At 46.1% G+C, this 23,081-nt stretch carries 19 protein-coding genes; 12 read left to right on the top strand and 7 right to left on the bottom strand.

Annotated features, from left to right (window positions below; genetic code table 11):
- Window positions 1-151 precede the first annotated feature (151 nt).
- Complete coding sequence (locus tag SGRA_RS13580) at window positions 152-2,749, bottom strand: FtsK/SpoIIIE family DNA translocase (RefSeq protein ID WP_041329669.1); 2,598 nt, start codon at window positions 2,747-2,749, stop codon at window positions 152-154.
- Between the two features lie 179 nt (window positions 2,750-2,928).
- Between SGRA_RS13580 and SGRA_RS13575 the strand changes: the two genes are divergently transcribed.
- From SGRA_RS13575 to SGRA_RS13560, 4 genes are all read left to right on the top strand, one after another.
- Window positions 2,929-3,678, top strand: a complete 750-nt coding sequence (locus SGRA_RS13575) for a hypothetical protein (RefSeq protein ID WP_015693315.1) — start codon at window positions 2,929-2,931, stop codon at window positions 3,676-3,678.
- Window positions 3,679-4,049: 371 nt separating this feature from the next.
- Window positions 4,050-4,940: a lipoyl synthase gene (gene lipA, locus SGRA_RS13570; RefSeq protein ID WP_002657330.1), complete on the top strand. Its 891-nt coding sequence runs from the start codon at window positions 4,050-4,052 to the stop codon at window positions 4,938-4,940.
- Window positions 4,941-4,995: 55 nt separating this feature from the next.
- Window positions 4,996-6,195: an AAA family ATPase gene (locus tag SGRA_RS13565; RefSeq protein WP_015693314.1), complete on the top strand. Its 1,200-nt coding sequence runs from the start codon at window positions 4,996-4,998 to the stop codon at window positions 6,193-6,195.
- A gap of 2 nt (window positions 6,196-6,197) precedes the next feature.
- Window positions 6,198-6,851, top strand: a complete 654-nt coding sequence (locus tag SGRA_RS13560; protein ID WP_015693313.1) for an HNH endonuclease — start codon at window positions 6,198-6,200, stop codon at window positions 6,849-6,851.
- A 208-nt stretch (window positions 6,852-7,059) separates the two neighbouring features.
- On the opposite strand, the gene SGRA_RS13550 is transcribed toward SGRA_RS13560, so the two are convergent.
- From SGRA_RS13550 to SGRA_RS13535, 4 genes are all read right to left on the bottom strand, one after another.
- Window positions 7,060-9,159, bottom strand: coding sequence for a ComEA family DNA-binding protein (locus SGRA_RS13550; protein ID WP_041329668.1), 2,100 nt, complete (start codon window positions 9,157-9,159; stop codon window positions 7,060-7,062).
- 27 nt (window positions 9,160-9,186) lie between these two features.
- Window positions 9,187-10,047: a PorV/PorQ family protein gene (locus SGRA_RS13545; protein WP_015693311.1), complete on the bottom strand. Its 861-nt coding sequence runs from the start codon at window positions 10,045-10,047 to the stop codon at window positions 9,187-9,189.
- A 379-nt stretch (window positions 10,048-10,426) separates the two neighbouring features.
- Window positions 10,427-11,293: a helix-turn-helix domain-containing protein gene (locus SGRA_RS13540; RefSeq protein ID WP_015693309.1), complete on the bottom strand. Its 867-nt coding sequence runs from the start codon at window positions 11,291-11,293 to the stop codon at window positions 10,427-10,429.
- Between the two features lie 91 nt (window positions 11,294-11,384).
- Window positions 11,385-11,795, bottom strand: coding sequence for a hypothetical protein (locus SGRA_RS13535; protein WP_015693308.1), 411 nt, complete (start codon window positions 11,793-11,795; stop codon window positions 11,385-11,387).
- 183 nt (window positions 11,796-11,978) lie between these two features.
- Here SGRA_RS13535 and SGRA_RS13530 point away from each other — a divergent pair, with 183 nt between their 5' ends.
- The 8 genes from SGRA_RS13530 to SGRA_RS13490 all read left to right on the top strand — a co-directional run bounded on the left by SGRA_RS13530 (window position 11,979) and on the right by SGRA_RS13490 (window position 21,485).
- The gene (locus tag SGRA_RS13530) at window positions 11,979-12,773 is read left to right on the top strand and encodes a M48 family metalloprotease (RefSeq protein ID WP_015693307.1); all 795 of its coding nucleotides are present in this window, start codon (window positions 11,979-11,981) and stop codon (window positions 12,771-12,773) included.
- A gap of 22 nt (window positions 12,774-12,795) precedes the next feature.
- Window positions 12,796-13,404 carry a hypothetical protein gene (locus SGRA_RS13525; RefSeq protein ID WP_015693306.1) on the top strand — a complete coding sequence of 203 codons (609 nt, stop codon included), beginning with the start codon at window positions 12,796-12,798 and terminating at the stop codon, window positions 13,402-13,404.
- A gap of 134 nt (window positions 13,405-13,538) precedes the next feature.
- Window positions 13,539-14,117 carry a hypothetical protein gene (locus SGRA_RS13520; RefSeq protein ID WP_245538558.1) on the top strand — a complete coding sequence of 193 codons (579 nt, stop codon included), beginning with the start codon at window positions 13,539-13,541 and terminating at the stop codon, window positions 14,115-14,117.
- A gap of 3 nt (window positions 14,118-14,120) precedes the next feature.
- Window positions 14,121-14,594: a TlpA family protein disulfide reductase gene (locus SGRA_RS13515; RefSeq protein WP_015693304.1), complete on the top strand. Its 474-nt coding sequence runs from the start codon at window positions 14,121-14,123 to the stop codon at window positions 14,592-14,594.
- Between the two features lie 316 nt (window positions 14,595-14,910).
- Window positions 14,911-17,304, top strand: coding sequence for a hypothetical protein (locus tag SGRA_RS13510; RefSeq protein ID WP_015693303.1), 2,394 nt, complete (start codon window positions 14,911-14,913; stop codon window positions 17,302-17,304).
- A 341-nt stretch (window positions 17,305-17,645) separates the two neighbouring features.
- A complete protein-coding gene (locus tag SGRA_RS13500; protein WP_015693302.1) occupies window positions 17,646-19,295 on the top strand; it encodes a S8 family serine peptidase in 1,650 nt (549 codons plus the stop codon).
- A 370-nt stretch (window positions 19,296-19,665) separates the two neighbouring features.
- Window positions 19,666-20,883 carry an acyl-CoA dehydrogenase family protein gene (locus SGRA_RS13495; protein ID WP_015693300.1) on the top strand — a complete coding sequence of 406 codons (1,218 nt, stop codon included), beginning with the start codon at window positions 19,666-19,668 and terminating at the stop codon, window positions 20,881-20,883.
- Between the two features lie 62 nt (window positions 20,884-20,945).
- The gene (locus tag SGRA_RS13490; RefSeq protein WP_015693299.1) at window positions 20,946-21,485 is read left to right on the top strand and encodes a TrmH family RNA methyltransferase; all 540 of its coding nucleotides are present in this window, start codon (window positions 20,946-20,948) and stop codon (window positions 21,483-21,485) included.
- A 249-nt stretch (window positions 21,486-21,734) separates the two neighbouring features.
- On the opposite strand, the gene SGRA_RS13485 is transcribed toward SGRA_RS13490, so the two are convergent.
- Both SGRA_RS13485 and SGRA_RS23840 read right to left on the bottom strand, forming a co-directional pair.
- Window positions 21,735-22,190, bottom strand: coding sequence for a hypothetical protein (locus SGRA_RS13485; RefSeq protein ID WP_015693298.1), 456 nt, complete (start codon window positions 22,188-22,190; stop codon window positions 21,735-21,737).
- Between the two features lie 196 nt (window positions 22,191-22,386).
- The gene (locus tag SGRA_RS23840) at window positions 22,387-22,554 is read right to left on the bottom strand and encodes a hypothetical protein (RefSeq protein ID WP_015693297.1); all 168 of its coding nucleotides are present in this window, start codon (window positions 22,552-22,554) and stop codon (window positions 22,387-22,389) included.
- Window positions 22,555-23,081: the final 527 nt, after the last annotated feature.

Raw genomic sequence — 23,081 nt, 5'->3', positions numbered from 1 at the left:
GGGCCGCAGGCCCGACCGAGTTTTGAGCGTAGCGAAAAACGAAGGGCCGAGCAGACCTGCGAGCCCTGAAACGTAGCGCCGACGACCGAAGGGAGGCGGAGGCCCCAAAACAGCATAAAAAAGCCCAATACTTAGCGTACTGGGCTTTTCTTTATTTGAAGCTCAACTTATTTTTTTGGTCTTTAAGATGTTTGAGATATTCCTCCAATTCGATTTCATCCATGAAGAGGACATCTCGGGCTTTGGAGCCTTGGTTGGGGCCCACGATGCCAGTATGTTCTAGTTGGTCCATAATGCGGCCGGCGCGATTGTAGCCCAATTTGAGGCGTCTTTGGATCATGGACGTAGAGCCCGATTGGTTGATGACGACCAGGCGAGCCGCATCCTCAAAATACTCATCCAAATCGTGCAGCACCTGGCTAAGCTGATCGCCACCGCTACCGCCCTCCTCGCCATAAGTGGGCAGATAATAGGGTTCTGGATAGCCGGGTTGCTCGGCAATATGGTCAATAATTCGCTCCACTTCGGGGGTATCGACAAAAGCACATTGGAGGCGGAGCAAGGTAGAGCCCGAAGAAAGCAGCATATCTCCTCGACCAATGAGTTGTTCGGCTCCGCCAGCGTCCAGAATGGTTCTGGAGTCAATTTTTGAGGCCACCTTAAAGGCCAAACGGGCGGGGAAGTTGGCTTTAATGACCCCCGTAATAATATTTACCGAGGGGCGCTGCGTGGCGATAATCAGGTGAATGCCCACCGCTCGGGCCAGCTGTGCGAGGCGGCCAATGGGCAGCTCGACCTCTTTGCCCGCCGTCATGATGAGGTCGGCAAATTCATCAATGACCAAAACGATAAAGGGCAAAAAGCGGTGGCCTTTTTCGGGATTGAGGCGGCGGGCCACAAACTTAGCGTTATACTCATTGAGATTACGCACCCTTGCTTTTTTGAGCAAATTATAGCGTTCATCCATCTCTACGGTTAGGGAGTAGAGGGTTTGAATCACCTGAGCCGTTTCGGTCACGATGGCCTCTTCTTCGCCGGGCAGATAGCCCAAAAAGTGCGAAGCGATGGCATTATAAGGCGAAAGTTCTACCTTTTTGGGGTCAATCAGAATGAGTTTGAGCTGAGAGGGGTGTTTTTTATAGAGCAGGCTAGCAATGATGGTGTTAATTCCCACCGATTTACCTTGGCCCGTGGCCCCTGCGATCAGCAAGTGAGGCATTTTGGCCAAATCGGCGACAAAAACCTCATTAGAAATGGATTTACCCAAGGCAATGGGCAGGTCCATTTTGGCATTTTTAAATTTGGGCGAGGCCAAGACCTCTTTGAGCGAAACAATCTGCTTATTGCGGTTGGGCACCTCAATACCGATCGTTCCCCGGCCAGGAATAGGGGCAATAATCCGAATCCCCAAAGCGGCCAAACTCAGGGCAATATCATCCTCTAAGTTCTTAATTTTAGAAATGCGCACCCCTGGGGCGGGCACAATTTCATAGAGGGTGACGGTGGGCCCGATGGTCGCCTTAATTTTAACGATTTCGATTTTATAGTTGAGTAAGGTCTCAATAATTTGGTCCTTATTCGCTTCTAGTTCGGCCCGGTCGATAACGGGTTTTTGGTCCTCATAGCTTTCTAGCAAATCCAAAACGGGGCTTTCGTATCGGGGCAGCTCTAGAGTGGGATCATAGGGCTCGATATGGTCGGAGTTTTCCTCGGCGATGGCTACATCTTGGGCCAATTTGTCTTGATCAGACAAAAGTTCTACATCTAGTTCTCCATCCGATTCGGCCTGTTCTTTCTTTTTGGCCTCTAGGTTGAGTTCGAGTTGGTTTTCAGTGAGGCCCTTCACTCGTTCTTCCAATTCTTTGCTCTTGCTTTTCTTTTCGGGTTGGGCTTCTTCCACCACAAGTCCCTCGGCCCGCAGGCGTTGATCTTCGGTATGCTTGGGCAGCTCAGCCTCTCGCTCTTCTTGCGTTCGGGGGCGAAGCGTTTTGGGTTCTTCTTTTTCTTTGAGGCTTTCGTTTTTATCGCCTGCGGCCTTTACATCTTTGGGTTTAGGCTGATTTTTGGGCAGTTGTTCGGCCTGAAAGGGGCTTTCTCCCTTAAGAAAATTATTGAACACTCGGCTTAGGCTGCGCAGCACTGTTTTTGGGGCCAGGCTCGACATAAAAAACTGCGGGGTCCATTCCTGAAAGTTGGGGTTGCGTAGCCAGACCAAAATAATTAGGGCAATAAAAACCAGCATGCCCACAATACCAGCCGTCCCGACAAAAGAAGAGAGCGAGCCAATAATCAGGGCACCAAAACTTCCGCCCCAAGGAAACTGAGAGCTAGCCGACTGAAAAATAAATTGCAGCAAACAGCTGGTCCAAACCATACTGACCAAGCCCCGACGATAAATTTTGAGCATAGAACGAATCCCCTCGCCCATCACCAAATTGTAGCCCGTTTTATAAAACAAGCCCACAAAAACATAGGAGGAAATCCCAAAGCCCCAATAAAAGAAGCTATGAGAAAGCACCGCCCCCAAACGCCCGAGCCAGTTGCTCATCTCTTGCGGACGAAGCAGGATGGCCCAATAGGCTTTGTCCCAATCTTGTTTCCAGGTAAACAGATAAGAAGTGAAGGCAATCAATAGATAAAGTGATATAAAGATGAGAAATAACCCAATCATTTTGGGCCAGCGCTCGTCTTTATAAAAATTCATGGAGATTTGTCCTCCCGACTTCTTTTTTTTCTTGGCTTTAGACATGCTTTTTGCTGAAAGTTTTGCGAAACCCAAATTTAAGGAAAATTAGTAGCTTTGCCAGTCCTCTAGCAAGAAAAGCTCGTTTATCCCCTATAGCCCTAGACCTAGGGCCGCAAAAGCGAAACAAAGACCCCAAATTTTACGTTTTTAATTCATTTAGCCCCCGCAAACCTCCACCGCCTATGAAATTTATCCTCTACCTCTTTTGCCTCCTTGGCGCTTTCTCTACCTTTGCCCAAAATGACAATAGCCCCAACCATCAACATGAGGTGGTTCTTGGGGGCGGCATACACAGCCGAGGCTATATGTTAGGCGGGACCTACAGCCATTTTTATCAACCCAAACGCGCCCTTTTAGGCCAGGCCCAATTTGCCTATATCAAGCACCCCAAAGAGCGGGTGATGGACAATGACAACAATATTTCTATCAGCAATAGCGGCCAAAGCCGATACACTTTTGGCAAACAAAATAGCCTCTACAGCCTCCGCCTAGGCGCTGGCCAACGCTTTTTCCTCTCGCCCAGAACTCGCAAACAAAATCTCGCCCTCGCTTGGAGCTATAGCGCCGGCCTCAATCTCGGCCTGCTCAAACCCTATTATCTGGACCTCATCTACAGAACGAGCAATGATGGCGTGATTATCCGCTCCGAAACCTATTCCGAAGATAATCGCTATAAGTTTTTAGACCCTCTAGATATTAACGGCGCATCTAGCTCTTCTATGGGCTGGGACGAGCTACAAGGCCGCACAGGCCTATACTTCCAAGGCAGCCTCTACTTTGATTTTGGCCCCAGCGATGAGGTCGCCAAAGCCCTAGAAATTGGCCTCTCTGCCGATTATTTTTTCCAAGAAATGCCCATTATGCTCGAACAGCCCGACGAACGCCTTTTTGTCAATATTTTTATCCACTTTTATCTAGGTAAACGCTGGTAGTTTGGGGCCTCCGCTGCGGCGGTTACTCCCTTCGGTCGTCGAACTGCGCCCTAAAGGGCTTGTTGTCGTTCCAAGGCTCGCAGATGTTTTGGGGCCTCCGCAGCAAAGCTGCGGCGCTACGTTCCGGGGCTCGCAGGTCTGCTCGGCCCTGCGGCGCAAAGCGCCTGGGTCTGCGGCTGCGCCGCCCCCCTGCACATCGCTAGGCCAATTTGCGGCTGCGCCGCACTGCGCCTTCGGCGCAGCCTAACTGAACTTAATTGGAGCAAATTCCTCGGCTTTTGGGCAAAAAACAGTAATTTTGCCCCCATTCTTTTCCATCAGCTAACCGAACAGAAGCCAATTTCTGCTGTTCTCAAAATAAAACTTGCTGTATGTTCGAACTTCCAATCGTTGAATCTAAAAAAGAACGCCGCAAAAAGCCAGATTGGCTTCGGGTGAAACTCCCCATCGGCGAGAATTATAGAAAGGTCCGTGATTTAGTGGACCAATATAAACTGCATACCATTTGCCAAAGTGGCCACTGCCCCAATATGGGCGAATGCTGGGGCGAAGGTACTGCCACCTTTATGATTTTGGGCAATGTCTGTACCCGCTCTTGTTCTTTCTGTGCCGTAGCCACGGGCCGCCCACCAGAATATGACGAGGATGAACCCCAAAGAGTGGCCGAGGCCGTCCGCCTCATGCAGGTCAAACATGCGGTCCTCACTTCCGTCAACCGAGATGAACTCAAGGACCGAGGCGCTGCTATTTGGCATCAAACCGTTCGGGCCATTAAAGAACAATCGCCCCAAACCACCATCGAAACCCTCATCCCCGATGTGCGCGCCAATTGGGAGGCCCTAGAAACCATGATTTCTGCCGGCCAAGAGGTGGTTTCTCATAATATGGAAACCGTAGAGTCGCTCTACCGCAAAGTACGCCCTCAAGGAAAGTACAAACGCAGCTTAGAGCAAATCCAACGCATCAAAGACTATGGCAAACGGACCAAAACCGGCATTATGGTCGGCCTAGGCGAAAGCAAAGAAGATGTCTTCAAAATCATGGACGACCTGCTCGAACATGGCTGCGATGTCCTCACTATTGGCCAATACCTGCAACCCACCAAAATGCATATCGAAGTGGCCGAGTATATCCATCCCGACCTCTTTGCAGAATATGAGCAAGTCGGCCTAGAAAAAGGCTTCGACTTTGTAGAAAGTGGGCCTCTCGTCCGCTCTTCTTATCATGCAGAACGACATGTTTATCCCAATCAGAAGAAATAAAAAAAGGCCCCTAGGGGCCTTTTTTTAGCTTATAATCACTCTAGAAATCTAAGGCATGCAAATCACCCAACTAACTATCGAAGGATTTAGAGGCTTCAGAGAAAAAAAGGATATCCTTTTCCCAGAAGATGGCAGCCCTTTAGTTATTGTATCTGCAAATGGTGCTGGTAAAACATCTATTTTAGAAGCTATCAGAATTCCTTTAGCCATAATTGCAGACAAACAATATGATCGCCGTCAATCTTACCGTCAAGTTATTGGACAAAGAGACCTCAACAGGAAAAGTTCAACACTCAAAATTGAGGCATTCTTTAAAAACAAAGAAGGACTGTCTTTTAGCTATACTATTACATGTGATGGTAAAAAAACAGAAATCACCCCCAAGCATTCTAGTACACCAGCTATACAACCGCTAGTATATTTTTCTACTGATCGAATTTTCCGAGAAACACCTACTAAAAACTATCTAAACCAAGGGGCTAAAGACGCACATGTAGATGCATTAAATGAACTTGCTAATTTCAGTCTTTTTTACTCCTGGATTAGCCAGTCAGAAAAAAGTATCCGACAGCCTGCCAGAGACTCAAAAACAAAACTGTCCATAGTAAACCAGGCCATTAAAAATTTATTTTGTAGAAATGATTACGAAATCTTCATTAGAAAAAATGAAGATAGCTCAGACCTTTTTTTTCGAAAAGGAGATGATGAGTTTTCGATTTTTCAACTATCTGCTGGAGAAAAAAATATAGTTAGCATTGCTAGTGATTTAGCGATGCGACTTTTCATGGCCTATCCTAACTCTAATGCCCCTCTAAATGAAAAAGGAATTGTACTTATTGATGAGTTAGAACTACACCTACACCCTAAATGGCAAGAGCAATTACGTCATCAACTCATAGAAACATTTCCAGGCATTCAATTCATTATCACCACACACTCGCCTATAATCATTCGTAGCTTAGAAAGTGAGTCTCTTATTAATTTAGATAGTGAGTCTGTCATCGGCCTAGAAGAAGACCCTTTTCGCTATAGTGTGGAGGAAGTACTTAGCCGAGAAATGGGTGTTAAGGATGTTCAACGTAGTCAGCAATTTAAGGAGATGGAAGCCGCAGCAACGGCCTTTTTTAAACTGGCCCAACAAAAAGATAATCCTGAGGCCATTGCAGAGGCAAAAAAGAAATACCAAGAACTATCTAAACAGTATAGTAAAGACCCCGCTTATGTCGCCCTATTGGCCGCCAAACTAAACCTCTAATTATGCGCCCCCTTAATAAGCCAACTACTGCGCCTAACTATACCGATGATTCTCCTTATGGAGAAGCCAAAGCAGATCTAATTCAAGCTTTAGGAGAATATTGCTCCTACTGTGAGCGACATATCAATGATAAAAAAGCATTACAGGTAGAGCATATCCAACCCAAATCTTTGGTCCCTAATTTAGAATGCGTTTGGGATAACTTTCTCTTAGCCTGTGCTAGCTGTAATATCCATAAAGGCATAAAAAACCCAATCACTTTAGGCATTAGGTTGCCCCATACAAACAACCTGATGTTAGACCTCGAAGTTGATCCAGATAGTTCTTTAATTTCGGCTAACAATCCAGAAGGCCAAGCATTTATCGAGCTTGTTCGCTTATCAGATGTAGCTGGAACAGCCACGCTAGGCGATGACCGTTACGAAAAGCGTTTTGAAACAGCAGGAATTGCTCAAAATATACTTGAAGACTATGAAAATGGAGAGATAGCCTCTAAGTGGGTTGTAAGAGTAGCGCAAACTCATGGCTTTTTTAGCCTTTGGTACACTATCTTTCAAGGGCATCCAGAAGTGATTGAAGAGCTTATTAGTAATTTTCAAGGTACGCATCCTGCTGCTTTTGATTCGACCAATAATTATAGCTTAGTAGCTATCTAAAGAAAATCTGCAAAAAGGGCCGAAGGCCCGTCGGCCTAGGGGCCTGAAAGGGGGCCGCGTAGCGGCAGACCTAGGGCGAAATGAAATGAGCCCGCAGGGCCGAGCAGACCTGCGAGCCCTGAAAGGGCCCGCCCGCCGAAGGCGGGAGGCCCCAAAAAAAACAGCAGTCCAAAACTGAACTGCTGCTTAAAAAATGGGGCAAAATGGCTTAAAACTTCAGGCGGAGCTGCACTTTTAGTTCTGAGCGAGTATTGCCTAGAATTAGATTTTGGCCCGAGCTAATCTCCTCGCGATCGGCCCAATAGGTTTGTGCATAACGGACCCAAAGCGTTAGTTTTCGATTAAATTTATAGCTCGTATTGATGTAAAATCGGCTGCCACGGCCATAATAAGCGGGCACCGAAAAGGCATAAAGCACATCATTTTCGTAGGCATAAATGCGAGTGTCATAATCCTCGGTGGCAAAAACGGCAAATCGAGTTTGGACCTTGAGGGGCGCAAAACGGGCCGACCAAACCAAGTCTTGGTACATCATAAATCCCTTGCTGAACTCATGATCCTCATAGAAAGATAGCTCGGCTCGGCTGCGGATTTCCCACTCTCGGCTCAGGCGATAGCGAAAATGAATGCGGGCATTTTGCCGCTTTTTGTTAATCAGATAATCGTAAGGCGTGGCATTATCAGAGCGGTTGCCTTCTTTTTGCTCAAAGCGATACTGAAAATAGAGGTTCCAGCGGTAAGCAGGTTGATAATCTAGGCGAACAAAATACTCATGCCCCTTGGAGGGCGCGTCAATATTGGAGCGCAGCCAGGGAAAAACGAAGAGGTCAAAATAGCCGCTAAAGCTCAGGCCACGGCCCAAATTGGCATTCAGGCCCATATATAGGCCCTTTTCGTTATTGGTTCCAGAAGACTCGCCAAAGGCATTGCCCGTTAGGGTTTGGTAGTTTTTGGCATAATTCCGATAAATCAGGGCCATGCTCACTTTTTCGTCTAGGGCCGCCGTCAGACCGTTGATGGTTGCCAAACCGCCATTATCACTAACCGCCGTTTCGCCAAAAAACTGTAAGTTTTTGTAGGCCAGATTATAATCTAGGCTAGCATTGAGCAGCGACTGCCCATTAAAGGCATACTTTTGATAAAGGCGAGGCGTGCGGACCAAAGAATCGCTAAGGTGGTTATAGACTACATTTGCGCCAATTCGCCAAGTATTGGCCTTATAGGTCATATTGGCCCCTGTGGTAATTTGCTGCAAGCTATTTTTGTCCTCCAATTCGTTTTCGGTTCGATGCAGACCACTCAATTGCAAAGAAGAAACCTCTAAAACCTCAAAAGAATCATCTAGGCTGTCGGTTTGGACCAAAGAGATATTGCCATCTCTAAAACGGTGCGAACCAAAGACTGTCGCCTCCCATTTGCTGCCGCCAATCGTGGCCGCAGCACCCCGCATAAACAAAGCCTCATTGACCGAGCTATAGGGGCGAATTTTATTGGACAAGCGCTTAATGTTAAGCACAGCCGCCCCCTTTCGGGTACCAAAGCCACTCCAGGTGGTGAGCCCTTGCCCAAAATAGACCTGATAGTCGCCTAAGGCAATGGCTTTGACCCATTTATTGTAATCTTTGATAAAGAAATGGGCCGAAAAATAATCGGGTAATTTCGTCTGATTTTTCTGACTAAAAGGCGTCAGCCATTCTTCGCCCGCATCCTTTTCTAAAGTCAGGCCCATACTCAAACGGTCCTTGTAGGTCAGGCGATAGCGCAAATAAAGTTTATCGGGGCTCCCCAAAAAGTCGGGATCTTCCCCATCCTGAGGCAAAAAGCCAGCTTGATCCTCTATATTTCGCTGATAGCGCATAAAGACTTGCTGCCGCTTATATTTAAAGGCCCGTTTAAAGCTAAAAGCCTCCATTTCCTTAGTAGCTTCTAGACTGACAAAGGGCAGAATCTTGGCAATGCTACTTTGGTCAAAAGTGGGCACGCCCTGGAGTTCATAGAGCGAAAAAATTTGGCCAAAGCGATTTCGGTAGTTAATCAAAGCCTGAATCTGAATGGCCGACAGTAAATTCAGCGCCTGTAGCTCCTCCCGGCTCGCCTTATTGATGTCTAAAGGGTTGCGTTGATAGATTTCGAGGTTTTCAAATTCCGTATCAAAATCAAATTCTTGCGCATCCGCATCATCCACCAAGTTTTCAATCTGGATTTGCGTGGCGCTATTGTCATCTAAAGGAGCGTCTGTGGTATCTACCTGCCCCCAAAGGCTGGCAGTCAGGCCCATAAACAGGCCCAATAATGATCGTCTTAACATAATGGACAAAGTATTAAATGGGCAATTTTATTCTTCTTCTGTTTTGGCCTCGGCGGCTTTTTCAGTTTTTTGCAAGCGATAACTTAGGGCAAAAGAAGGCGTAAACCCAAGTACCTGATGATAGGCCGTGGCCAAATCAATTTGCAGCTCGTCTAGGTCTAAGCCCAAACCAAAAGAAAGCTGGCTCAAATCACTGAGCTGCATGCCCGCCCGCAACTTAAATATCTTATGCGCCTGATACTCAATACCAGCCTTAGCCCCAAAAGGCTGATTGTAAATGTCTTTTTCTAGGGCCGCATAAATACCCACTTTTTCAGAGGGATGATAGGCCAAACCCAAATTAAAAAGGGCCGGCAGACGCTCGTCCAATTGGCCCAATTTGGCATGTACTGGATTATATACATGCGCTGCTAATGTCAATTCTTCACTAATTTTGGCCGTCAAGCCCAACTCAAAGGTAAAACTATTGGCCGAGCCATAAGTCGGAATCCTTGTCCCCAAATAATCTAATTGTACGCCCAAAGCAAAACGCTCCGATAGCTTTCTGGCATAGGCCAGACCAATTTTTTGCTCATTATAGGCCGAAAAGCCAAAGTAGTTTAGCGTCAACCCAAAGGTCCCCTGATTATTTTCTAAGGGATAGGCCGCCGCAAACAAAAAGGAGTTGAGCCCCTCGGCCAAAAATCGCCGCTCGCCATAGGCAGAAAAGCTCAATTCTTCCAAAAAAGCAAGGCCCGCTTGGTTGCTATAAGCAGCATTGATGTCGGTAAAAGCAACCGAAGCATTCCCCAAGGCCGCCCCTCTGGCCGCAGCCGATTGAGGTTGGCCCTGCTGGGCAAAAAGTCCAAAAGCCATACTGGCCAAAAGAAGGGTGTAAAGCGTTCTCATAGTTTCTGTAATTTGCTGATGATGTTCGTTTTTTTGGGGCCTCCGCTGCGGCTTCGCCTTGCGGCGCTACGCTTCAGGGCTCGCTATTCGCTCGGCCCTTCGTCGCTCCGCTCCTCGGTCTGCGGCTTCGCCGCCCCCTTTCGCATCGCTAGGCCATTTTGGCCTTCGGCCAAATAGAGCGAAACAGCCAGCGCTTGGCCGCCCAACAAATTACATAATTCAGTAGCCTTCTACAAAAGAGGCTTGGCTTTCTTAAAGTTTAATTAAAGCAGCAGACAAAAAATAAGCTTGTCGTTCACGGCCTTAAGACTGGGCCGCTAAAAAAGAAAAGACCCAAAATCTAGGATTTTGGGTCTTTTCTTTAGCTGTAAAATGAGGCTTAGGCAGAAACCAACTCTTGTTGTAGGCCTTGGCGATATTGCTCTGGAGAACAATCTTGGCTCTTACGGAAAAACGTAATAAAATAAGAGGGCGTTTCAAAACCCAACTGCTGAGAAATTTCGGCAATAGTGAGGTTGCTATGGCAAAGCAGGCGCTCGGCTTCTAGTTGCACTCTCTTGCGGATAACCGCCCCAGAGGTTTTGCCAAAAACGCGTTTGCACAATTTATTGAGGTAATTGGTGCTAATGAATAACTTTTGCGCATAAAAAGAGGGGGCTCTAGAGCTCTGGAAATGCTCCTCTACCAATTGCTCAAACTCTAGCATTTTTTCTTCTTGTCGGTTAGGACGGGCCAATTGAATATTGCGGGCCATTTTTTCGGGAGCAAAACGCTCTTGCAATTCAAAGAAAATAATATTGGCATAAGAGCGCAATACGGCCAATTGCTGCGGCTCTTGCTGGTAGTCATTATACATACAGGCCAGCAAAACATTTAGTTTGCTTACCGCATCCTGAGGCAAATCGACTAGGGCCAAAAGGCCTTTTTGCACAAAGGCAAAAGCCTTGAGAATATTATTGTGATAGCGTTGCTCGAAAAAAGCAGGCGAAAAAGAAAACAGATAGCCTTCTGCGGCCTCTCCTTCTGCAGAAAGCAGAATTTGATCGGGGCGAAGCAAAAGTGCTTGGCCAGCTTTTAAGGTTGTTTGGCGACGGTTGAGCTCCATCTTAAGTTGGCCAGCCGACAAATAAAAGAAACTATAGCCTCCTTCTAGCAAAGGAAGTTGCAATTCAGCTTTGGGCTGAATCAATTGCATATCAATAAGTTGCGGCCCATCTTGGGGCTGATATATAGCGTGAATAGTCATGAGATTCCACTTTATTAGGATAATAAAAACAGGCCCAACAAACTGATTTTTAGCTTGTTGAACACCATAAAATTCAAATGCTGGATTGAATTTATCCTAGAAGTGGAGGATGAAAGACAGAGAGACCTGGCCCAGGATTTTCAGAAAAATAATAGGCTGGAAAAGGGGCAGGTTCTAAAATAAAGGGAATGGAAATAAGGGCATTGCTCAGTCTAGTTGTAGCTGGACGCAATTCCTCATACAAAAAGTTAATGTGCAGCTCTTTTTTCGAGTCTAGGCCTTGTTCTTCCTGCTCTTCAGCATCTTCGGCCCAATTATTTAGCTGCTCTTTGTAGTAACATTTACCTTGGCACATAGGAAACTCATCGGGAATGTTTCTATTTACACAAAACTCCTCTGCTATAAGCTCTTGCTGTAGCTTATAGGAAAGGTATACTTGCAAAGGCCGACTAAGGGGCAAGAGCAAAGTACAGATGAGTAAATATAATCCGAATTGCTTCAAAATGACTCTACGGTTTTATTTGGAGACAATATAATACTTTCGGGCAGAATAAAAAGTGATCGAAGTAACCTAGCCCCTTTTTTAGATAATTAGTCCGCTTTAGTGATACAAACAGCCATTATAAAATAGCCACCTTTTTTTGTATTTTGCGGCCCATTTTAACGCCTGTTTAACTACTTATAAATGTCAGTCTTTAGAATATATCTGCTTGCTTTTTTTATCCTCTTTAGTTTGAGTGCCTGCCAAAAGCAGGCCCCCAAAATTGAGCATCAGTTGCAAGCTGCTGATGATAGTCGAATTGGGCAAGCTATAGATGCACAATTTGTAGCCCATTGGGATAGTTTGCCCGAAGTAGAGCTGCTGCAGCCCACGGACTACCCCCAAGCTTATAACTACTTAGATAGTCAGTTGTTGTTTTGTTTGGCCCAGCCTCAGTTTGAGCATGCCCAAACCTTTAATTGGCAGTTGCGTATTTTTCAGGCAGCAGAAAAAGAGCAGTTATTTGTTGCCCCGGGCGGCTATCTTTATTTTTCTACGGACTTCCTTCGCTTTTTGGCCAATGAAGAAGAACTAAAGGCCGTTTTGGCCCATGCCATGCTCAGTATTGACCAACGAATTATTAGCCAACAACTACAAGAAGCCTTTTCTATTAGCTATTTATTGGACCTTGCCCTTGGGGCCGAACCCGATGCCCCCGCCCAACTTTTGGCCCTAGTAGAAACCGTAGCCTACAAAAAAGAAGAAATGCAGCAGCTAGAACCCCTCTTTGAAGCCCTGCTCTGCCAAATTGATAGCTCTCCTGACAGTATGCGCTCTTTTTTGCAAAGAGTAGAAGGACAAAATGATTTTGATTGGGCTTGGCGATTTAATTCTGACTTTGACTGGTCCGCAGCCCTAGCTAGCAATAATAACTGCCCCCTCTCTCCCACTATGCTTTCTAGCAATAATTATTTATCCTTTTTAGATCAACTTCCTTAACCCTTTAGCGCCTATTTCCCCTATGAAAAAAAGTATCCTCCTATTTTTGGCCCTAGGCCTTTTGGCCTGCCAAAGCAAAGAACAAGAAAAAAAAGTGCTGCCTAATGTGACCCCTGAAGCCAGTGCTACCTCTCTCTCTCCAAAAGATAGCCTTAGCCAATTTCCTAAAGATTGGGAAGGCCGCTATGAAGGCGAAATGCATTGGTACGTCAATGGCCAACTAAGAGGCAAAATTCCTTGCCGACATGAGGTTTTAGCCAAAAAGCCTGGCGTTTGGAGCTGGACCACCGAATTTGACTCTAGCCAACTCGTCCCCAAAGCGGTTCTCAAAGACTACCTCTTAATAGAAGATAAAAGCCAAGCCCAAGGGCATTATATCCTCGATGAACAAGATGGAATTCTAATTGACATGATTTTAATGGGCAATAGCTTGTATAGCCAATTTGAAGTGGGCAATAATAAAATTACTACCGTAGACCGCCTAGAAGGAAATACCCTCTACAAAGAAATTATTATGGCCCCTAAAGATAAAGTTCGAAAAAGCTCGGCTAAAATTGGCAAAGAAAGCTTTGAAGTAAGCGCAGCAAACAGCATTATCCTCCAAAAATCTATCCTTAAAAAACAAAAATAACTCGCTCTAGAAGAACAGCTTTCATCCTCATTTTAGCTCCCTAAACTTTTTCAGAAAAAAAGTCTTGGAGAGGGTGCAAAAGGCTTCATTTTTGGATTAGAAGCAAGACCCTCCCCCATTTTATATTATACACTATGAAAGCAAAACATCTAATGAAAAACCTAGTTTTACTTCTCTTCTGTAGCCTCAGCCTACAACTTTTTGCCCAAAACAAAGAAAACCTCATCAACAATGGTCAATTCCGAAACAGCCTAGAGGGTTGGGAAATTCTGCTCAGCAATGGGAGCCCCGGCATTAAGGCCCAAATTTTATCGGATGAAGCAGATTATAAAAAATTTGGCTTAGCCGATAACTTTGTAGGCACCTCTTTTGTCGAAATTGACGAAAACTCTAGCATTCGGCAAGATGTGGAGCTAAAAAGCATTGAACCGCACAGCCTTGTTTTTGCCTATGCGCCTCGCCCCAATGCTGGCGATAAACAACTAATTGTAAAAGTAGATGGTCGGGCCGTTTGGACCACCACCCTAGGCAACCAAGATGCAGTGGGTCGTTTTCAGTATAAAGCCATTAAGTTAATGCCCGAAGAAAAATCGACCCAAATTAGCTTTTATGTGGTCTCTCTTTCTGGCAAAAAGGACCAAGGCGTTTTCATTGCCGATGTTTTTCTCAATGAAGAACCACTAGTAGATTTATACATGATTGATAAATACTAATTTATGATTTGGCGCATTTTCTTTTTCTTGCTGCTTAGCGCTCCTCTTTTTGGGCAAATGGCAGCCCCTGACTTTCAATTGCAAGACCATAAAGAGCAACGCTTTGACTATAAGGAGAACCGTAAGGCCAAGTACTACCTGCTCTTTTTTTGGCATTTCCAATGTAGCCATTGTCAGCAGGGCCTGACCAAAGTAGAGCAGTTTTTAAAAGACAAATCACCAGAGGATATTCAAGTTGTTACGATTTTTCCCTTTGCCCACCAAAAAGAAGAATTTTGGACCTATGTGCAAGATAGTAGCAACCAATTACAGACGCCCTTTTTTCAGCATGCTACAGATTATAAAGCCACGGCTCGCCGAGCCTTTGCCCTAAAAGGACAGCCGCCTTTTTTGGTCCTGCTCAATGCAGAAAATGAAATTTTATCTTCTGGCTTTAAGGCCAAAAAATTAGAGCGCATCTGGAAAGCGCTCCGCTAAGCTAAACAGCCCCTAGGGGCTGTTTTTTTTGTTCCCCTGCTTTTAGGTCGAGTTTTTGCGCAGGCTGAAAATCTTTTGTTCCTCTTTGCTAAAATACTATTTTTAAGAGTTCGTTAAAGCTTTAGGCCCTATTGGCGCTGCGGAGTGGGTGGCCGAAGGCCAGACCGAGCAGGCGAAGCCTGCGAAGGGCCGAACAGACCTGTGAGCCCCGTAGCATAGCGGCGGCCGACCTAGGCAAAGCCTAGCCGGCCGCGGGCCCCAAAAAAATTAACCCCACAGAAAGACTCATATATCTGTTTCATTAAAACCAATAAAAATGAAAAACATCTTACAGTCAGCGTTTTTGCTGCTTATTTTTCAGTTGATGGGGAGTATAGGCGCGCAGGCCCAGCTCATCAACTTTGAAGAAACCTGGCAGGCCTTCTTAAAAGACCCTCTGACGGCCTCTGTTTCTGAACTGCCCAAGCCGCCAAAATCTAGCGTGGGCGATTATGCCAAATATCATTTGATGTATGCCAACTCTAGCTTTTGTGCCGACGAATTGATTGATGCAGAAAGCTATTTGAAAGAGCTCAAAAGTATGGATAAATCGCAGTACGATAAATATCCTGGCTTTTCGCAGCGCTTGGCCGATTTGGAAGGAAAAATGAAAGCCTACTACAAAGTCGATGTACTTTGGAAGCGTCATTTGCAGAAATTTGATGTCTCTAGAGGCGAACTAGAAGCCGCCGAAGAAGGCCGCAAAGTTTGTGAAAAAGGGACCTTGGCCAAATATTATCAGATGATGTCGATGGCCTATTATTGCGAAGGCAATGAGGTGGAAGCCCTCAATCAGTTTGAAAACAAAGCCATGCGCATTGTAGACAAAACCTCTTTGCAAGCTGCCGATGTAGAAGGTCTACCCGGCGAAATTAAGCGCTCTAAGGCCCATTTTAAGGTCTTGGGACAGCTCAACAAAGCTTGGAAAACCTATATGGATAGCGATGTATCGCCTGGTTTTGAGCCCGAAGTTCCTCTTTATACCTGTTATACCATTCCCAATATGAAGGCTTATATGCTGCGGGCTATGGTAGATGTTTGTAAAAATGGCTCGGAAATGTTGGCCAAAATTAAAGAACTAGAAGCCGAAAATACCCATGATATTCCCGCCGATTTGGCCGAGAAAATCGGTTGGTTGGAAGCCGAAGTGAAGAAATACAACGGAAACTTGGCCGTGCTCAACAAAGCTTGGGGACAATTTACGAGCAGCGGAAAAGTAGACCCCAGTCTAAAATATATGGGCGAATACTGCGAAAAAGATGCGCAAATTAAGGCCTATACCATGGCCGGAACCCTAGATTACTGTAACATTGGAGAAGAAATGCTCGGCAAAATTGCAGAGGTGCAAAAAGAGTATAATCCAACCCTAGACGCCACGACCAAGGCCAAAATTAAGGCCCTAGAAAAATTGGTCAAGGAAGATGCCGCCCGCCAAGCTAAACTAGAAGAAGCTTGGGCCGAGTTTGTTCCTCAAGATACCCTCAATAGCATTGATTTTGCCTTTGAATACTGCGATAAAGAAGCACAAATCCGTGCCTATATCATGGATGGCCGCGTAAATGCTTGCTACAAAGGCGAACAACGCCTAGCCGATATTGATAAATTGATGGCCTCGGCCAAGCCTAGCCTACAAGCCGATACCAAAGCCAAATGGGAGGATCTCAAAGTTGTAGTGGCTAAATACCGTGGCGATATTGCTGCCCTCGATAAACTTTGGGCCAGCTTTATCCAAAATAATGACACCATCTATGAAGAATTTACCGTAGAACCCTACTACTGCGATAAAATTACTCAGGTGAAATCTTGGTGCTTAGTTGGTAATGTCAATACCTGCGAGCAAGGCCAAGAATATATGGACAAAATTGATAGCTATACCAAAACTTATAAGCTCAAATACGATCAAGAATTGAGCTGCCGCATCACTCGCCTTCGTCAGCAAATTTGGGACTGCCGCTACTGGGAACTCGTGCGCCAAGCACAAAAAGAAACTCATGAAGAACGCGAGCGTTTTGGCCCCGAATCTGCCGAAATGATGCGCCTAGACCTCAATAACGACAAACTTCCCTGTAATACAGAGGTACTCTATGAGCCCCTCGGAAAAATTGGGGTGCGCTACGTCATCCAGACCTTCCTTTGCCAAGGTACCGACCTCGCCAAAATGGGCGATCCCGAGTACTATAAGAAAATTGCTACCTGGGTAGACACCGAAGTACTAAGCAAGTACTGCGAAGCCAATATGCGCTGTAAAAAAGATTTTTATATCTACCTAGAAGGCCATACCGATGGCCACCCCTTTAGCTTCCACCGCTACAAAAAGTCTTTGGGCGTTCCCAAAGGTACCGAGTTTACGCACTTTGTAGGCAAGGGAGAAAAAGAAGCCGCCGACACTATCGTGAAGAAAACTGAACGCGAATTGAGCTTTGACCTAAAAAGCAATATGGAGTTGGGTATCGCCCGCGCCTGGACGGTCCGCGAACAACTTCAGTTCATGAAGGTTCCTATCACAATTGGCGCCTATGAGCACCCCTCTAAAGAGCGTGGAGCCGAGTACCGCCGCGTAGATGTAGAGCTAAATATTACCAACCTTTTGCTCGATTTCTATGAAAAACGCCTAGCCGAACTCATCGAAGAATCTGGCATTGGCGAAAAACCTAAAGATTGTAAAGGCTAATCTTTTTAAGCTAAATCAGCTGGGCCAGTCCTCTTTTCGAGGGCTGGCCTTTTTTATTTTTTTGGGGGGCTGCCCCGCCCTACGGGCGGGTCGGGCTGTGTCGTGGCTCGCAGGTCTGCTCGGCCCTGCAGGCTTTTTCGCTTTGCTTCAAAAGCCTTGGGTCTGCGGCTACGCCGCACCACTATCCATCCCTCAGCCGGGCGGCTGCGCCGCCCCCTAGACCATTTTGGCCCTCTTTTTTTGCCATTGGTCGAACTTTAGCCCAAAGCTTTGTAATATGTCCGCATCTTGCTTAAATTAGAATAAGCAACCCCAACCGCATTGAACGAATAAAAATGCCTATGTTAAAGCAACTCTACCTTTTAGTTTTTCTCCTCTCTAGCCAACTTATTTTCGCCCAAAGAGATTACGATTTATTTTGGGTGCAATTTGACCATAAGGACAATAGCCCCTACAGCATTTTTCACCCTCAAGAGTATCTCTCTTCCGCCGCCATTGAGCGCCGCCAAAAGATGGGTATAAAGATCGACAGCCTAGATTTACCTGTAGATCCTAGCTATTTGGCCCAAATAAAGGCCCAAGGCTTTGCCATTCAGTATAGCTCCAAATGGAAAAACGGCGCCGTGATCCGTGGCAATGGCCAAAAACTCAAGTTTGTCCAAGAACTGCCCTTTGTCCAAAAAACAGCAGCCGTCGGCTTTAGCCGCAAAAAAAATGAAGGGACCAACTACATCGGCCGCCGAGAATATAAATCCGAATATACCAAAGAAGACGACTTTTATGGCCTGAGCGAAAACCAAATCCATATGCTGCAAGTCGATTATCTCCACCAACTCGGTTTTGCAGGCCAAAATATGCCCCTAGCCGTTTTTGATGGCGGTTTTTCCGACCTCAGAGAAACCCCCGCCTTTGATTCGCTCCGCCAAAAGGGCCAAATTTTAGGCAGCTACGATTTTGTTCAACTCGATACCTTTGTCTATGAAGGCTCCGAACATGGCCGAGATGTCCTCTCTTGTATGGCCGCCAATTTGCCCGGCCAAGTCATGGGCACAGCCCCACAAGCCAATTACTTTTTATGCAAAACCGAAGACTCCGGCGGAGAATATCGCATTGAAGAATATAACTGGCTGGCCGCCGCAGAATTTGCCGATAGCGTTGGCGTTTACCTGATCAATTCCTCTTTGGGCTATGCCGACTTTGATGACGACAAAATGGATTATGCCTATGTAGACCTAGATGGCAATACCACCACCATCACCCAAGCCGCCGACCTAGCCGCTAGCCGTGGCATTTTGGTCGTTACTTCGGCCGGAAATGAAGGCAATGATCCCTGGCACCACCTCTCCGCCCCCGGCGATGCCGATAGCATCCTGACCGTTGGCGCCACCGATCGCGATGGCTTTCATGCCGCTTTTAGCTCCTATGGTTTTGATTCTAGCTATTTGGTCAAACCCAATCTAGCCGCCCGAGGCCTTTTCGCTATTGTGGCCCAAGTTGGCCGCTATCGACACAATTTTAATTCGGGAACTTCTTTCTCTTCCCCCATCTTGGCCGGCGCCATGGCTTGCCTCTGGCAAGCCCTACCCGAATACAGCAATGTAGAACTCATTCGCCTAGCCGAAAGCCTAGGCAGCCAATACAAAAAACCCGATACCGCCCTAGGCTATGGGGTGCCCGCCCTTTTCGATGCCTGGAAAAAAGCCAGAGCCGGCCACTATCTAGAGGTTCAAGAAAAAGAAGATCTCTATTATCTGCCCATGGCCAAAGCCCAAGAAGATTTCTTTATCATCTGGCCCGAAGCCATTGACGAAGAAGTAGAAGTAAAACTCTATGGCCCAATTGGCCAATTGATTTATACAAAAAAATATCAAGCCGTTTTTGGACAACGCTTTTTATGCAAAATTCCAAACTGGAAAACACTGCCCGCAGGCCTTTATCAACTAGAACTAAAAATGGGGCCCGCCAAGAAAAAAGCCCTTTTGACTAAGTAGGCCCTAGAAAATATTGAACTCATTCGTAGTTTTTTTTAGCTTTGCTAGAGAAAGACTAAACCACTCATTTAAAACAACAATGAGGTCCTTTTGCAGAGGACAGGCGGCGAAGCCGCCGCAGGCTGAGCTGCCCGGCAGGGTGGCCGAAGGCCAGACCCAAGTTTTTGAGCGCAGCGAAAAAACTGCAGGGCCGAGCAGACCTGCGAGCCCTAAGGGGAGCGACCCGACCGATAATTCATGAGGGTTTTAACCCTCATTTTGTATAGCTTCGCAAAGCGATACCGCTTTGCGCTGGGTTTTAACCTAGCGGAAGGGGCAGCCCCAAAAAAATAAAATTAAGATAAGCTAACAGCTAAATAATAGTACAATTATGCAAAACCAAGAATTGCTAGACAGCATTAAACGTTCGGCCAAACAAGACCGCTTTAAGGGCCAAGATTATTATATGATTGACGATTTGCTAACGGATGAGCAGAAAATTGCTCGCGATGCCGTCCGCGAATTTGTCCGTGGCGAAATTTCTCCCATTATTGAGGATTGCTACGAACGAGCCATCTATCCCCGCCACCTGATCAAAGGTTTGGCAGAATTGGGCGCTTTTGGCCCCTCTTTGCCCGAAAAATACGGCTGCGCAGGTACCGATGAAACCACTTACGGCCTCATGATGCAAGAATTGGAGCGTGGCGACTCAGGCATTCGCTCTGCCGCTTCTGTGCAAGGTTCTTTGGTCATGTACCCCATCTATCGCTTCGGTAGCGAAGAACAGCGCATGAAATACTTGCCCAAATTGGCCGCTGGCGAATTTATCGGCTGCTTTGGCTTGACCGAGCCCGATCATGGATCGAATCCCGCCGGCATGATTACCAACATCAAAGAAGATGGCGATCATTATATCCTCAATGGCGCAAAAATGTGGATCACCAACTCGCCTATCGCTGATGTGGCCGTGGTTTGGGCCAAGGATGAAGAAGGCGTTATCCGTGGTTTGATTGTCGATATGGACACCCCCGGCGTTTCTGCACCCGAAATTCACGGAAAACTTTCTCTTCGCGCTTCTATCACTGGCGAATTGGTTTTTGAAGATGCGCGCATCCCCAAAGCCAATCTTTTGCCCAATGTAAAAGGCTTGAAAGGTCCTTTGTCTTGCCTCACTAAAGCCCGCTACGGCATTGCTTGGGGTGCTTTGGGTGCCGCTATGGATTGTTATGAGTCGGCTTTGCGCTACTCTTTGGAGCGCGAGCAGTTTGGTAAACCCATCGCTGGTTTCCAATTGACTCAGAAAAAATTGGCCGAAATGATTACCGAAATTACCAAAGCGCAACTTTTGCTTTGGCGTTTGGGTGGCTTGATGGATGCCGGCAAAGCTACTCCCGCTCAAGTTTCTATGGCCAAGCGTAATAATGTGGCCATGGCACTAGACATCGCTCGCGAAGCTCGCCAAATTCATGGTGGAATGGGAATTACCAACGAGTATCCCTGCATGCGCCACATGATGAACCTAGAAACGGTATTGACTTACGAAGGTACGCACGATATTCACTTGCTCATTACGGGTATGGATGTTACGGGTTTGAACGCCTTTAAATAAGCGAAATCAATAAACTTTAGCCTCCTCTATCAAGTAGAGGAGGCTTTTTTGTCTGCAAAATTATGGAACTGAAAAAAAAGAGCATGCTAGAGCTACAGCGGCCTAGCATTGAAGAGTATAAGCAACAACCCAAAATGCCTTTGCTCCTCATTTTAGATAATTTGCGCTCGGCCCTAAATGTGGGCGCTGCTTTTCGCACCGCCGATGCTTTTGGCATTGAAGGCATTTTTTTGACGGGAATTTCGGCCCAACCGCCCCAAAGAGAAATTATGAAGTCGGCTTTGGGCGCCGATAGAGCTGTAGATTGGCAATATTTTGAAGAAAATAAAGCGGCTATAGCTGCGGCCAAAGCAAAAGGCTATAAAGTGTATGCCGTGGAGCAAACTTTTGGCAGCCATTCTTTAGAACAGTTTGTTTGGAGCGCCCAAGAAGGCATTGCCCTCATTTTTGGCAATGAAGTTAAAGGCGTGGATGCCGAACTCTTGCCTTTGGTAGATGGCGCCATTGAAATTCCGCAATTTGGCAGCAAACATTCGTTAAATGTTTCGGTGAGCATGGGCGTTTTACTTTGGGAAATGCGCAGACAATATTTGGGACGCTAAGTCTAGAAAAAAATGAGCGAACAGAGTGATAAAATCCTCTTTCGCTTTTTTTAGTGCTTTTTATAAGCTTTTGGGGCTGCCCCTCGCCTTCGGCTCGGGTCGCTACGCTTCGCAGCTCGCAGGTCTGCTCGGCCCTGCAGCGGCTTCGCCGCTTTGGTCTGGCCTTCGGCCACTGCTGCGCATCGCTCATCCGCTCATCTAATTTTTTTCTTTGGGCTTTTTTCTTCGGCAGTTTTGCTTCTTGTTTTATTATGCAGCTTCTTGAGCAGCATATTTTTTTGTTGGACCATACAATAGATCCCAGCCTTTTAGCAAAACTTGATAATAAAGAGCAATAAAGCGGTGGAGCAAAGTCAAAGGAGCTTGCAAAAGCCATAATTTTGGCGAAGAAGGAAGATTTTCCTCCTTTTTTTGCCCTTTTTGCGGCAAATCTTTTTGCGATTGCCCCTGCAACAAACCCAAGTTAATGAGTTGCTCATAAATTTGCGCTAGCTCTTGCAGCTCCGTAAAAATTTGTTCGGGTTGGCCCAATGCCCGAAAAATGAGGAGAAACTCCCCAAACATAAATTTTCTGCGGCCAATAAATTCGTCCAAACCCGCATCTCTTAGGCGTTTGCGCAAGGTCGGATAAGAAATGCCGTAAAATTCCTTGAGCATTTTTTTGCTCAGTTTATAATCCTGAAATTTTTGCTGGAGATTTATCATGGGGCTATATTTTTTGTTGTTCTTAAAGTTAAGACTAAAAAACACTAATGTCAATAGACTGACTAATAATTTTTTAGACAAAAAAGCGGCAGAAAAATTAGTTTGATTTTTCTGCCGCTTGCTATTTGAAAGCTGCTAATTGAAAGGGGAATTTTATCTCCCCCATAAATTTCATAGGAATCCTAGGGACAAGGCCCTAGGCTAAGAAAAAAATTGTCATCCCCTCATTCGAGGGGATTTTTTTGGCGGTTGTGCTTGGGCGGTTGTTGTTTTGAATCTGTGGGTTGAAACCCACAGCCATACAACAACTCCATTCTACATCTATAGTGCGGAGAGGATTAAAATCCTCTGCCGCTTTGAACATGATGATTTTTGGTCCACTGATTTTTCCCAAAAGAAATTGTCATCCCTGTTTTTTTATGGAGGTTTTTAAACCTCCATTTAAAATGAAATCCCTTTTTGTTGCCTGGCTGTAGGTTTCAACCTACAGACCACCGCAGTTTTTGGCCCAGCTGCTAATTGAAAGCCGCTAATTGAAAGGGGAATTTTTGGGCCGAAGAAAAAAGACCAGAGAAAAAACTAAGGTTGTGCAGGCCCAGCGCTGCGCAGCCGTGGCCGAAGGCCAGACCCAGTTTTTTGAGCGTAGCGAAAAAAACGCAGGGCCGAGCAGACCTGCGAGCGGCGCAGCATAGCGGCGGCCAACTGAGGCCGAAGGCCGAACTGGCCGCGGGCCCCAAAAGAAATAATAGAAAAAAAATTATATTAAGGTCCAGACTAGGGGCAGATAGGGCCAACAAGTATCTCACTAAAAGAGAAATCGTTTTAAAAATATTACCTTTGTGCCTAGGCGGAGGGCAAACTCGGCCAACAATATCCTAAATACCAATAATT

Origin of the sequence: Saprospira grandis str. Lewin (assembly GCF_000250635.1) — a bacterium.
Taxonomy (GTDB): Bacteria; Bacteroidota; Bacteroidia; order Chitinophagales; family Saprospiraceae; genus Saprospira; species Saprospira grandis.
The sequence above is the reverse complement of the archived record's forward strand: the minus strand, read 5'-3'. Positions and strand labels throughout refer to the sequence as shown.